General features: G+C 55.7%; 10 protein-coding genes. 4 read left to right on the top strand and 6 right to left on the bottom strand.

Annotated elements, in window-relative coordinates:
* Positions 1-83 precede the first annotated feature (83 nt).
* Positions 84-1,340: a DUF1479 domain-containing protein gene (locus tag C0560_RS06940; RefSeq protein ID WP_248859877.1), complete on the top strand. Its 1,257-nt coding sequence runs from the start codon at positions 84-86 to the stop codon at positions 1,338-1,340.
* Here C0560_RS06940 and C0560_RS06935 read toward each other — a convergent pair.
* Positions 1,337-2,410, bottom strand: a complete 1,074-nt coding sequence (locus C0560_RS06935; protein WP_248859876.1) for a LacI family DNA-binding transcriptional regulator — start codon at positions 2,408-2,410, stop codon at positions 1,337-1,339. The two genes, C0560_RS06940 and C0560_RS06935, sit on opposite strands and share 4 nt — an antisense overlap.
* 288 nt (positions 2,411-2,698) lie before the next feature.
* Between C0560_RS06935 and C0560_RS06930 the strand changes: the two genes are divergently transcribed.
* Entirely contained in the window at positions 2,699-4,000 is a 1,302-nt protein-coding gene (locus C0560_RS06930; protein WP_100777076.1) for an MFS transporter, read from the top strand.
* A 17-nt stretch (positions 4,001-4,017) separates the two neighbouring features.
* Positions 4,018-6,381 (top strand): TIM-barrel domain-containing protein, encoded by a 2,364-nt coding sequence (locus C0560_RS06925; RefSeq protein ID WP_248859875.1) that lies wholly within the window; start codon positions 4,018-4,020, stop codon positions 6,379-6,381.
* A gap of 118 nt (positions 6,382-6,499) precedes the next feature.
* Here the strand turns inward: C0560_RS06925 and C0560_RS06920 are convergent, their stop codons facing one another.
* Complete coding sequence (locus C0560_RS06920; RefSeq protein WP_100777078.1) at positions 6,500-8,095, bottom strand: ABC-F family ATPase; 1,596 nt, start codon at positions 8,093-8,095, stop codon at positions 6,500-6,502.
* Positions 8,096-8,318: 223 nt separating this feature from the next.
* Between C0560_RS06920 and ldtB the strand changes: the two genes are divergently transcribed.
* Positions 8,319-9,239 (top strand): L,D-transpeptidase, encoded by a 921-nt coding sequence (gene ldtB / locus C0560_RS06915; RefSeq protein ID WP_100777079.1) that lies wholly within the window; start codon positions 8,319-8,321, stop codon positions 9,237-9,239.
* 48 nt (positions 9,240-9,287) lie between these two features.
* Here ldtB and C0560_RS06910 read toward each other — a convergent pair whose 3' ends face one another.
* The 4 genes from C0560_RS06910 to C0560_RS06895 form a co-directional block, all read right to left on the bottom strand.
* Complete coding sequence (locus tag C0560_RS06910) at positions 9,288-10,004, bottom strand: GntR family transcriptional regulator (RefSeq protein WP_100777080.1); 717 nt, start codon at positions 10,002-10,004, stop codon at positions 9,288-9,290.
* Between the two features lie 16 nt (positions 10,005-10,020).
* Complete coding sequence (locus C0560_RS06905; RefSeq protein ID WP_100777081.1) at positions 10,021-11,343, bottom strand: PTS sugar transporter subunit IIC; 1,323 nt, start codon at positions 11,341-11,343, stop codon at positions 10,021-10,023.
* Positions 11,344-11,394: 51 nt separating this feature from the next.
* Positions 11,395-12,771 carry a glycoside hydrolase family 1 protein gene (locus tag C0560_RS06900; protein WP_248859874.1) on the bottom strand — a complete coding sequence of 459 codons (1,377 nt, stop codon included), beginning with the start codon at positions 12,769-12,771 and terminating at the stop codon, positions 11,395-11,397.
* A gap of 201 nt (positions 12,772-12,972) precedes the next feature.
* Positions 12,973-13,381 (bottom strand): fimbrial protein (locus C0560_RS06895; RefSeq protein WP_371923371.1); only part of this gene is annotated, 409 nt, incomplete at its 5' end.

Genomic DNA, 13,381 nt, shown 5'->3' with positions numbered 1-13,381 from the left:
TTTAAACTTGCATTAACTTATTTTTAACTTAAAGTATCACTTGTAGATACTTTTACTTTCGAATGAAAGATAGCGAGGCAGTTATGACCTTCTCCAGTGAAATTTTGCCTGCGGACCACAAAGCCGCCATTCGCCAGTTAAAACGCGAATTACGTGCCCAGATCGGCGACGTTCAGGCCGTTTTTGACCGGCTCAGCGATAAGATTGCGACACGCGTGGCGGAAATTAACGCCATGAAGAATAACGGTGAAACCGTCTGGCCTGTGATCCCGTTCGAGGACGTAAAGAACGGAACGATTACCACGGCCCAGCGTGAAGCGGTAAAACGCCGCGGCTGTGCGGTGATCAAAGGTCACTTCCCGCGCGAGCAGGCGCTGGCGTGGGATAACGCGATGCTCGACTATCTCGATCTCAACCAGTTTGACGACGTGTACAAAGGGCCTGGTGATAACTTCTTCGGCACCTTAACCGCGTCACGTCCGGAAATTTTCCCGATCTACTGGTCGCAGGCGCAGATGCAGGCGCGTCAGAGTGAAGAGATGGCGCAGGTACAATCGTTCCTGAACCGTTTATGGACTTTTGAGAGCAACGGCACGCAGTGGTTTAACCCGGACGTCAGCGTGATCTACCCGGATCGCATTCGCCGTCGCCCACCGGGAACCACCTCTAAAGGGCTGGGGGCGCATACGGATTCCGGTGCGCTGGAACGCTGGCTGCTGCCGGCCTATCAGCAGGTGTTTGCCCGCGTGTTTGACGGCAATGTCGATCAGTACGATCCGTGGAATGCGGCGCACCGCACCGAAGTGGAAGAGTACACCGTGGATAACACCACCAAATGCTCGGTGTTCCGTACGTTCCAGGGCTGGACTGCCCTGTCGGATATGATCCCGAATCAGGGTCTGCTGCACGTGGTGCCGATCCCGGAAGCGATGGCCTACATTCTGCTGCGTCCGCTGCTGGATGATGTGCCGGAAGACGAACTCTGCGGCGTCGCGCCGGGTCGCGTTCTGCCGATTTCCGAGAAGTGGCATCCGCTGCTCATCGACGCGTTAACCAGCATTCCGGCACTGGACGCGGGGGATTCCGTGTGGTGGCACTGCGATGTGATCCACTCGGTCGCACCGGTAGATAATCAGCAGGGCTGGGGTAACGTGATGTACATTCCTGCCGCACCGATGTGCGATAAAAACCTCGCCTATGCGAAGAAGGTGAAAGCGGCACTGGAAACCGGCGCTTCTCCGGGCGATTTCCCGCGCGAAGATTACGAAAAAAACTGGCAGGACCGCTTTACCCTGAACGATCTCAACATCCACGGTAAACGCGCCCTCGGCATGGCCTAAGCGTCGTACAGCCCTTTTCGCTCCACGGCGGTGCGTCTTTTCCCCTGACGTATCCGCCGTACCGACTCCCGCACCGCCAGCGTGCCGTTCAGTAATAAAGTTCCAACCGGCGCATCCGGGCGCATGAGCCTCTGCTGGAGCATATGCACCGCTTCGGTTCCCAGCTCGTCGCGCGGGACATGCACCGCCGTTAAGGGCACATCCTGAATCGCGGCCAGATTAAAACCGTCAATACTCATCACCGACACATCCTGCGGGACGCGCAGGCCGTGCTTCTGTAGCGCGCGAATGGTGCCCTCCGCCATAAAATCTCCGCCGACCAAAAAAGCGGTGGGCAGCGCTTTTTCCGGCATCTGACTTAGCCACTCGCTCACCTGCTGCTCGGTATCTTTGGCACTGAAACTCGGGACCACCAGCAGATCGCGTTTGTCATTGAATTTCAGATTATGTCCCCGCCATCCGTCGCGGATCCCCGCCAGGCGCAGCTCCATGGTGTAGCGCCGCAGGCACAGGACGTTCATCACTTCCCGGTGCCCCATCTCGAACAGGTACTCCGCCGCGCGCTCGCCAATAGCGCGATGATCGGGAGCCACGGCGGGCAACCGCATCCGCTGATCGCGGCAGTTAATCAGCATGCAGGGCTTGCCGATATCGACGGCCAGATCGTGAATATGCGGATCGTCGATACCGAGCAAGATCGCCGCCTGGGTATCCGCTTCATTCATACGCGCCAGGAAAAGCTGCGCGTCGCTGTCGTTCTCCTCCAGCGCGCAGTAGCGGAGCCTGACTTCATGTGATGCCAGCCCTTTGCTCACGCTCTGGATCACGCGGTAGTAAAAGATGTCGGACCGCTCGTCAAACGCGCGCTGCGGAGCAAAGACCACCAGACTGTTAAGCAGCAGTCGCCCGGCCGCCATGCCGTCCATCACCCCCAGCTCCCGCGCGCAGGCCAGCACTTTAGTGCGTGCTTTTTCGCTGGTATTGGACTTCCCCGCCAGCACGCGGGAAACGGTGCTAATAGAGAGCTGGGTACGGGCGGCAATTTCCGCGATTTTGAGTCTTTTATCCATTTTGTGATCTCGCTCCATTTGCCAAATGAAAAAATTTTCATAGCGTGAGATTGCGGTAACAGCAGGCTTAAAAGGCATCATGCCAAAATAAGCTGCGCAGTTATGAGAAAGCTTGCACAAAATCCGCTATTTCCCGCTCATTTTCTCCCTTAAGGTGAACTTGTCACACCACTTCCATACTAGTTGTATAGCAACTTGAAGTCATAAAACTGATAACGATCAAAGGCATAAAACCGGTGTGACACCCGATACGTTCATCCCCCTACCGTCCGTCTTGTGGAGAGAAAAATGAGTCAGGACATCAATACCCCTGTCGTGGCAAGCAAAGCCCGCCGCGTCATCAAGAATCTGCGCTGGTACGTGCTGGTGCTGTTTTTACTGGGCGTTACCGTTAACTACATCACCCGTAACTCGTTAGGCATCCTCGCGCCGGAGCTGAAAGAGAGCATGGGGATCACCACCGAGCAGTACTCGTGGATCGTGGGTGCTTTCCAGATTGCCTATACCCTCTTCCAGCCCCTGTGCGGCTGGCTGATCGACGTGATTGGCCTGAAGATTGGCTTTATGGTGTGCGCCGGGATTTGGGCGCTGATGTGTATCTTCCACGCCGGTGCCAGCAGCTGGCTGCATCTGGCAGTGCTGCGCTTCTTTATGGGTGCGTCCGAAGCGGCCGCGACACCGGCGAACGCCAAGACCATCGGCGAATGGTTCCCGAAATCAGAGCGTCCGGTGGCCGCCGGTTGGGCTGGCGTTGGCTTCTCCATCGGCGCGATGCTGGCTCCGCCTATCATCTACTTCGCCCATGCCTCTTTTGGCTGGCAGGGTGCGTTTATGTTTACCGGTGTACTGGCGCTGCTGTGGGTGATTCTGTGGTGGGCGTTCTACCATAACCCGGAACAGCACCCGAATCTGGGCAAGGACGAGCTGGCGTTTATCAAGCAGGATAACGAACCGCCTGCCGTGAAGATGCCGTTCCTGACGGCGCTGAAAACCGTCTCCAAAAACAAACGTTTTTACGGCATCGCCATTCCGGCGTTTATGGCGGAACCGGCCTGGGCCGTGCTGAGCTTCTGGGTACCGCTGTACCTGGCGAAAGAGCACGGTATGGATCTGAAACAGATTGCGATGTTCGCCTGGCTGCCGTTCCTGGCTGCCGATCTGGGCAGCGTGGCCAGCGGCTACCTCACCCGCCTGTATACCCGCTGGTTCGGCTGCACTCGCGTGAACTCGGTCGTTGCCAGCTCCGTCACCGGTGCCTTCCTGATGATCTCCCTGGCCGCCGTGGCGATCACTCGCGACCCGTACGTCACCATCGTGCTGATTTCGATTGGCGGTTTTGGCCACCAGATTATCTCCTGCATGTTAAGCGCCCTGGTGGTGGAGTCGTTCGACAAAGGCCAGATGGCCACCGTCAACGGCATGCGCGGCTCGGCGGCGTGGATCGCAAGCTTCTTGTTCTCTCTGTTAATTGGTGTCACCGCCGACAAAATCGGCTTCAACCCGCTCTTCATTGCCATGGGCTTCTTTGACCTGATTGGCGCATTTTTCCTGGTAGCATTTATTGCTGAACGTCGCGCCAAGCGCGCCTGATAGTGGATGTATTGCATATGAAAACCCTGAAAAACTGGACCCTTCTTGAACAGTCCGCGAACCATCTGGAACTGCTCGTCGATAATCAGCACCGTCTGTGTCTGTATGTGCTGGAAGAGAATCTGTTCCGCGTGCTGATCAAACGCAAAGGCGAGCTGTCGCTAGACAAAACCTGGAGTATCGCGCCCGCTCAGGACGTGCCGTGGGAGGGCCGCCAGCGCGACGATCTCAGCGGATTTAGCTGCCCGGCGTGGACGCTCACGCAGCAAGACGACACGCTTATTGTCGCGACGGAACAGCTGCGCGTCACCGTCCACCAGCCTCTGTGGCTGGAGTGGCACTACCGTAATGAGGACGGTGAATGGCTGGAGCTGGCGCACGACCGCCCGACCAGCGCGTACCTGCTGAATGCCCATGGCGACGGCGCGGCGCACTATCTGAGCCGCCGCAAGGACGAGCGTTTTTACGGTTTGGGCGAAAAAGCGGGTGATTTGCAGCGCAACGGCAAACGCTACGAGATGCGTAACCTCGACGCGATGGGCTATAACGCCGTCAGTACCGACCCGCTGTACAAACATATTCCGTTCACTATCACCCGCCGCGACGACGTGAGCTACGGTCTGTTTTACGACAACCTGAGCAGCTGCTGGCTGGATCTGGGTAACGAAATCGATAACTACCACACGGCATATCGCCGCTGGCAGGCGGAAGCGGGCGATATCGATTACTACATCTTCACCGGTAAACGCGTGCTGGACGTCACCAAAGCCTTTGTCCGGCTGACCGGGAAAACGCTGTTCGGCCCGAAATGGAGCCTCGGCTACAGCGGTTCGACCATGCACTACACCGACGCACCGGACGCGCAAAACCAGCTGATGAACTTTATCCGCCTGTGTGAAGAGCATGCGATTCCGTGCGATTCGTTCCAGCTTTCATCCGGTTACACCTCCATCAACGGCAAGCGCTACGTCTTCAACTGGAACTATGACAAAGTGCCGCAGCCGAAGGTGATGAGCCAGGCGTTCCACGACGCGGGGCTGAAACTCGCGGCAAACATCAAACCGTGCCTGCTGCAGGACCACCCGCGCTATAACGAAGTGGCGGAGCGCGGGTTGTTTATCCGTGATTCAGAAACCGATGCACCGGAACGTTCAAGCTTCTGGGATGACGAGGGTTCTCACCTCGATTTCACCCATCCGCAGACCATCAAATGGTGGCAGGAAGGCGTGACCACGCAGCTGCTGGAGATGGGTATCGACTCCACCTGGAACGACAACAACGAGTTTGAAGTCTGGGACGGCGAGGCGCGCTGCCACGGTTTTGGCCAGGAGATTGCCATCAAGCATATTCGCCCGGTGATGCCGCTGCTGATGATGCGCGCCTCGATGGAAGCCCAGCAGCGCTTTGCGCCGGACAAGCGTCCGTACCTGATCTCTCGCTCAGGCTGCGCCGGGATGCAGCGCTACGTCCAGACCTGGAGCGGCGATAACCGTACCAACTGGGACACCCTGCGCTATAACACCCGCATGGGGCTGGGGATGAGCCTCTCCGGGCTGTTCAACGTCGGCCACGATGTCGGCGGTTTCTCCGGCGATAAGCCAGACGCGGAGCTGTTTGTGCGCTGGGTTCAGAACGGCGTGATGCACCCTCGCTTCACCATTCACTCGTGGAATGACGATCACACGGTGAACGAGCCGTGGATGTATCCGGGCGTGACGCCTGCGATCCGTGGCGCAATTGAGCTGCGTTATCGTCTGCTGCCATATCTTTATACTCTGCTGTGGCAGGCCCATGCCGATGACGAGCCAATGCTGCGTCCGACTTTCCTCGATCACGAGCATGATGCCCAGACATTCGAAGAGTGTGACGATTTCCTGCTCGGGCGCGATCTGCTGGTTGCCAGCGTCGTTGAACAAGGCCAGCGCGAGCGCCGCCTCTGGCTGCCGGACAACGAAACGGGCTGGTACGATTTTTACACCCAAGAATGGTTCTCCGGCGGCCAGTGGATCGTCCGCGATGCGCCGCTGGAAAAACTGCCGCTGCTGGTACGCGCCGGGGCCGGGCTGCCGCTCAGCGAACGCATTACCCATGTGAGCGCCGGGAAAGATGATACCCGCGAGCTGAAACTGTTTCCGGTGAAGGGCGTGGGTACAACGTCGGGCCAGCTGTTTGAGGACGATGGCGAGAGCTGGGGCTATCAGAAAGGAAATGCGCTGTGGCTGGAGTGGGAGATGGTGTGCGATGGCATCACAATCAATCTGAAGGTCGCGGCACGCGGCGATTATCGTCCGGCGTGGCACGCGCTGAAGGTGTCGTTGCCGGTGGGCGAGAAGCGTAAATTGTTGATTAATGGTGAAGCGTGCAGTGAGTGGGAACTCTAATCACTGATTGCCGGGTGGCTGTTGCACCTTAGCCGCCCTGCGTGTTCGGTGCGATGTAAAACCCCCATAAAAAACGGCAACCCGTGGGTTGCCGTTTTGCTGTTGCCTGATAGACCAGTTAGCCTTCGATGCCTTTGCTGCGCAGGTAATCTTCATAATTACCGGTGAAGTCCACGATGCGTTCCGGTGTGATTTCAATCACGCGGGTCGCCAGGGAGCTGACAAACTCACGGTCGTGGGAGACGAAGATCAGGGTGCCCTGATACATTTCCAGCGCCATGTTCAGGGATTCGATAGATTCCATGTCCAGGTGGTTAGTTGGTTCGTCCATTATCAGGATGTTGGGTTTTTCCATCATCAGCTTACCGAACAGCATGCGACCTTTTTCACCACCGGAGAGCACTTTGGCAGGCTTTTTGATGTCGTCCTGGCTGAACAGCAGACGGCCCAGAATGCCGCGCACGGCCTGCTCGTCGTCGCCTTCCTGCTTCCACTGGCTCATCCAGTCGAAGACGGTCAGATCGTTTTCGAATTCAAATTCGTGGTCCTGCGCGTAGTAACCGAGCTGGGCGTTTTCAGACCACTTCACGGTACCGTTATCCGGCGCCAGTTCACCCACCAGGGTTTTCAGCAGGGTTGATTTACCCACACCGTTCGCGCCCAGTACCGCAATCTTCTCGCCCACTTCCAGCAGCAGATTGAAGTTTTTGAACAGCGGACCGTTATCAAAACCTTTCGCCAGCGCTTCCACTTCCAGCGCGTTACGGAACAGTTTCTTGTCCTGCTCGAAACGAATGAACGGGTTCTGACGGCTGGAGGCTTTCACTTCGTCCAGCTTAATTTTATCAATCTGACGCGCACGAGACGTCGCCTGACGAGATTTAGAGGCGTTAGCACTGAAGCGGCTGACGAAGGATTGCAGGTCAGCAATCTGCGCTTTTTTCTTGGCGTTGTCAGACAGCAGACGCTCACGCGCCTGGGTGGCAGCCGTCATGTACTCGTCGTAGTTGCCCGGATAAACGCGCAACTCGCCGTAGTCCAGATCGGCCATGTGGGTGCAGACCATGTTCAGGAAGTGACGGTCGTGCGAGATGATGATCATGGTGCTGTCGCGATCGTTCAGCGTCTGCTCCAGCCAGCGGATGGTGTCGATATCCAGGTTGTTCGTCGGTTCATCGAGGAGCAGAATGTCCGGGTTTGAGAACAGCGCCTGCGCCAGAAGCACACGCAGTTTCCAGCCCGGTGCGACTTCGCTCATCAGGCCGTAGTGTTGCTCAACCGGAATACCGACGCCGAGCAGCAGTTCACCGGCACGGGATTCGGCAGAGTAACCGTCCATTTCGCCGTAAAGCACTTCGAGATCGGCCACTTTATAGCCGTCTTCTTCGCTCATTTCAGCCAGACCGTAGATGCGGTCGCGCTCTTGCTTCACTTCCCACAGTTCCCCGTGTCCCATGATCACGGTGTCGAGCACAGTAAACTCTTCGAAGGCGAACTGGTCCTGACGCAACTTACCGATACGCTCGTTCGGATCGAGCGACACGTTGCCGAGCGTCGGCTCTAAATCGCCGCCGAGGATCTTCATGTAGGTGGATTTTCCGCTACCGTTGGCACCAATCAGGCCGTAACGGTTGCCGCCGCCAAATTTGACGGAAATGTTTTCGAACAGCGGCTTACTGCCAAACTGCATAGTGACGTTGCTGGTAACTAACACGGGGAGATTCCTGCGAAAAAGTGTGATAAACACGGCATTATGCCACAATTCCGAATTGAAATCCCGTGTTGCAACCAACCACTAAACTTTAACAAAATCGAAAAAAATGTGATTTCGTACACATCTGAATTCCATGCGCGAGGGAATGCACATATAATGCGCTCCCATCAATGATTCAGACTCATCAACTAATCGCCAGAGTGGCAAAGATACCTCGCATAACATGAATATGAAATTATCAACGCTTTTTGCGGCGGCGTTAGCCGTAGTAGGTTTTTGCAATACCGCTTCTGCGGTGACTTATCCGCTGCCGACAGACGGTAGCCGTCTGGTGGGTCAAAACCAGGTGGTTATTGTTCCGGAAGGCAACTCCCAGCCGCTGGAATATTACGCCGCTGAATACCAGCTGGGCCTGTCCAACATGCTCGAAGCAAACCCGGGCGTTGACCCGTATCTGCCGAAAGCCGGTACCGTGCTGAACATTCCTCAGCAGCTGATCCTGCCGGACACCGTCCACGAAGGTATCGTGATCAACAGCGCTGAAATGCGTCTGTATTACTACCCGAAAGGCACCAATACCGTGATCGTTCTGCCGATTGGTATCGGTCAGCTGGGCAAAGACACCCCGCTGAACTGGACCACCAAAGTAGAACGTAAGAAAGCAGGCCCAACCTGGACGCCAACCGCGAAGATGCACGCCGAGTACATCGCTGCCGGTGAGCCGCTGCCAGCCGTTGTTCCTGCCGGTCCGGACAACCCGATGGGTCTGTACGCGCTGTACATCGGTCGTCTGTATGCGATCCACGGCACCAACGCCAACTTCGGTATCGGCCTGCGCGTGAGCCACGGCTGTGTGCGTCTGCGTAACGACGATATCAAGTTCCTGTTCGAGAATGTGCCGGTCGGTACCCGCGTTCAGTTCATCAACGAACCGGTAAAAGCGACCTCCGAGCCAGATGGCAGCCGCTATATCGAAGTGCACAACCCGCTGTCTACCAGCGAAGATCAGATCAACAATAACGAGATCGTGCCGATTACCCTGAAGAGCAACGTGCAGGCTGTCACCAGCCAGGCCGACGTTGAAACCACCGTTGTGGATCAGGCGGTACAGAACCGTTCCGGTATGCCGGTACGTCTGAACTGATTGACTCAGCTTCAAACAAAAAAGCGGGCTGCTTAGCCCGCTTTTTTATTACCCGTTATTCACGATGACGATTCCACCGTGATCGTACCGGTAGTGGCAATGGGCGTATTCCAGCGGCGTGCCATCCTCCAGATAGATCACCTGCTCCACCTCCAGCACCGGGTCGGTTTGCTCGCAGATCAGATGCTGCATATCCAGCGCGTTCGGTTTTAACGCCCGCACCACCCGATATGACCCCATAATTTTCAGCCCCAGCGTCTCCTGCACGTACTGGAACACCGAGCTTTCAAGATGGGTTTTATTCAGCCCCGGCACCAGATTCAGCGGCATGACGGTGGAATCAAGCGACATCGGCTCACCGTTAAGGCTGCGCAGGCGAATAAAATCATAGATCGGCGTATCGGCGTTTATCATCAGGGACGACTGCTCTTTCTCGTTCGGAAAGCGCAGTTCGAAATGGACCACTTTACTGCTCACCGTGCCCAGATGTTCCCAGGTTTTGGTGGCGCCGAAATAGTCGCTGCCGGAGAGATCCCACTGGGAAAGCTGGAGGAAGTTTTTACGAATGAACGTCCCCTGCCCCTGTCGCGTATAGACCAGCCCTTCCACAATCAGCTGGCGCATCGCCTGCTGAATGGTCATCCGGCTGGTGCTGAACTCCGCCGCCAGCGCAAACTGGTCCGGCAGCGGTTCATTGGCGGCATACTGCTGGCTAATAATGCGTTTCTTAATTTCCCGCGCTATGGTGATGTACTTCGCCGCCATCGCCTTTTCCTTATAATTAATCCGCTATCGCACTGTTTTTCAATGCCACCCTCTCAGCAATCTTGAGGAAAGGCAGGTAGAAGAATACACCAAATACAATGATTGCCAACTGAACCACCACCGCCCGCCAGTCCCCCGCCGTCGCCAGCCAGGCGCTGAGTATGGGCGGCGTGGTCCAGGGGATCATGACTACACAGCGCGACATCAGGCCGAGCGTGGTACACAGCCAGGCAAAGTAAATCCCTATCGCTGGCAGCAGCACAAACGGAATCATCAGCGGCAGGTTAAAGACAATCGGCAGGCCGAAAATCACCGGTTCGTTGATGTTAAACAGCCCCGGAGCCAGCGACAGCCGCGCCACCTGTTTGGCTGATTTTTGCCTTGAGAAGATAAAGATGGCGATCAGCAGCGAGATGGTGCTGCCCGTCCCGCCAATCATCCCGAACGTCGGGACAAAAATGTTATTGATGATATGCGGAATCGGCTGCCCGTTGGCGAAGGCCAGCATGTTCTCATTGGTGTTGATTAACAGGAACGGTTCCAGAATCACGCTGTTCACCACCGACTGGTGAATACCCAGCGTAAACAGGAAATTACCGAAGCTGTAGATAAAAATTGTGCCGGGCAAACTGGTATTAATGAGTCTGAGAGGCTGCTGGATAAAATGGGTGATCAGGTGAATCAGATCCGTATGCAGCACGTTCGCCAGCAGCGCCGCCAGAATGGCGAACAGGGAAAGCGTGATGATCGTCGGGATCAGCGCGGTAAAGGATTTGCTCACCGCAGGCGGGACGTTCTCGCCCAGCGAAATGTGCAACACTTTCAGGCGCGAAATCGCAATAAACACTTCCGTTGAAATCAGACCAATCAGCACCCCGGCAAATATGCCCGTCGAGCCGATATTGCTGAACGTCAGCACCTGGGTGACATTCACCGGCGCCTGACTGCCGACGGGCACCAGCTGGAGCTGCATCGGCATCATAATGATAAAACTGCTTACGGCGATAACCACTGCCGAAACCGGGTTGTCGAAATCTTTGTTGCGCGCCAGCGACCAGGCAATCATCGGGGCGAGTAACAGCGCCGCGATGTTCAGCGTGCCGTTGATAATTGCCTCACCCCACACCTTAAAGTGGGCGAGCGTTTCCCCTTCGAACACCCACGGAAACACCACGTTGTTCACCAGCACCGCGAGACCGGCAAGGATAAAGATCGGCATTACCGTGGCGAAGGCGTCGCGCAAGGAACGTAAGTGCACCTGGTTTGCCAGGCGCGCGGAGAACTCAACAAATCTGTCGACAAACGACTGCATCGCAGGTGTAATTTTTGTATCAGACATAGCGGATATTCCCATCAATCAGTCACAAAAACCGGTCCGGCAGCGTAAGGCTTACAGCTCGCTTCCGTTGCTATGAATAGCCTGTTTTAACCACGCGTAGCTCTTTTTCGGCACGCGTTTCAGATCCTTGAGATCGTGGTTTTCGCGGTTGACGTACACCACGCCGTAGCGTTTACGCATGTCGCCCTGCGAGCTGAGAATGTCGATCAACCCCCAGCCGAGGTAACCTATCACCTGCGCGCCGTCTTCAAAGATCGCCGCTTTCATCGCCTCGAAATGCTTGCGGTGATAATCGATGCGGTAATCATCTTCTATCGGATTCACCCCGTCCCAGGACTCAATCACCCCGATGCCGTTTTCAATCGGAAAGACCGGCAGACGCCAGTCGTTGTAATAGCGGGTGATAATGGTGCGAAAACCGAGCGGATCGATTTGCCAGTTCCATTCGGTGGCTTTCAGGAACGGATTGTTCTTCTCGCCGTGGGCCAGGTAGTAGTTCACCTGCGTGCCTTCCGGAATCGGGTCGCTGTCGAGGGTTTTACTTGCGTAGTAACTAAACGCCATATAGTCGTTTTTGGTTCGCGCCAGCAGGGCCAAATCGTCCTCACGATAGATATCCCCAAATCCTTGCTGTTCAACCACTGCCATCACCGCCGGGCTGTAGCCCTGACCGGCAAAGACGCGCAGCAGATTCTGGTTGAGGAATTCGTCGTACTGCTGAGCGCAGAAGATATCGCGCGGTTTGCAGGTGGCCGGATAGATCAACTGATGCGCCAGCATGCCGCCCATCAACTGCCCCGGTTTGGCCTGGTGCAGGTACTCCGTCAGCGCCATGTGCGCCACCATCGTATGATGCTGGATTTCGTAGAGTTCGCGCAGGGTTTGCTCGCCCTTCATGTAGCCTGAGACTCTGAACGCTTCCGGCATATGGAAAATGTTCTGCTCGTTAAAGGTCAGCCAGTACTTCACCCGGTCGCCGTAGCAGTCGATCATCTTTTTGCCGTAGCGCACAAACGCGTCCAGCACCCGGCGATCGTTAAACCCGTTGTACTCCTGCGCCAGGGCCAGCGGCATGTCGAAGTGGTACAGGCAGATCATCGGCTCTATGCCACGCGCGATGAGATCGTTGATAAAGCGATCGTAAAATGCGATGCCCTCTTCGTTGAAATCGCCGTCACCCTGCGGACAGACACGGCTCCAGGAGATCTGGAAGCGGTAGCAGTTCATGCCCAGATCCTGCATCAGGTCGAAATCTTCCTGGTAGCGATGATACGAATCGGTGGCGACTTTCCAGTCAGAGGCATTTTCCCCGGCTTCGCGGATGTCATACACCGACATCCCCTTTCCGCCCTCGTTCCATGCCCCCTCGGTCTGCATACTGGAAACCGAGTTACCCCATAAAAAGTTAGCTAGCAGTGATTGTTTCATGGTCTCTCCCTATATGACTAGTCATTTAAATCTCATGACTAGTCATATAGGCAAAGATGAAAAATCAAGCAAACGAAAGGATCGTTTTTTGTGAGCGGGATAGAAATAAAGAAGCCGGAGGGCCCTGCTGTTTATCTAAAACAGCACAGGGTTCTCTCGGATTCGATCATTGATAGAAAGTGATGAACGCTAACCCTTGCCCTAGTAATACGTGATTGTGACATTCACTTTTGCCGTAAAATCTCCGGAAAAGGTATTGTCATTTGCGTCGGTTATCTCGGGGGCTGTCTGTATGGCCGCCGCCTGGAAAAACGCCGTATTTTTCCCTTTCTGCCCCACTCCGATATTCTGCTTCACGCCCATTCGCACCACTTTCCCTTCACTGTTATAGAGACCCACTTCGAGGCCTTTCAGCTTTTGACCATTTTGATCGCTCACTGCCGAAATGGTCTCTCGTCCGGGCACAATGGTGTAGGGCTCATCAAAGGTAAACTCGACATTGTTGGTGTAGCTGCTGCAGGTAAAATCCATGCCAAAACGGGTCAGCTTCCCTTCACGCGGGAATGAACCGCTGCTGCTTTTACGAAATTCCCCCAGGTCCACGGTCTGA

Origin of the sequence: Lelliottia sp. AC1, assembly GCF_023278595.1 — a bacterium.
In the GTDB taxonomy this organism is placed as follows: domain Bacteria; phylum Pseudomonadota; class Gammaproteobacteria; order Enterobacterales; family Enterobacteriaceae; genus Enterobacter; species Enterobacter nimipressuralis.
The sequence above is the reverse complement of the archived record's forward strand: the minus strand, read 5'-3'. Positions and strand labels throughout refer to the sequence as shown.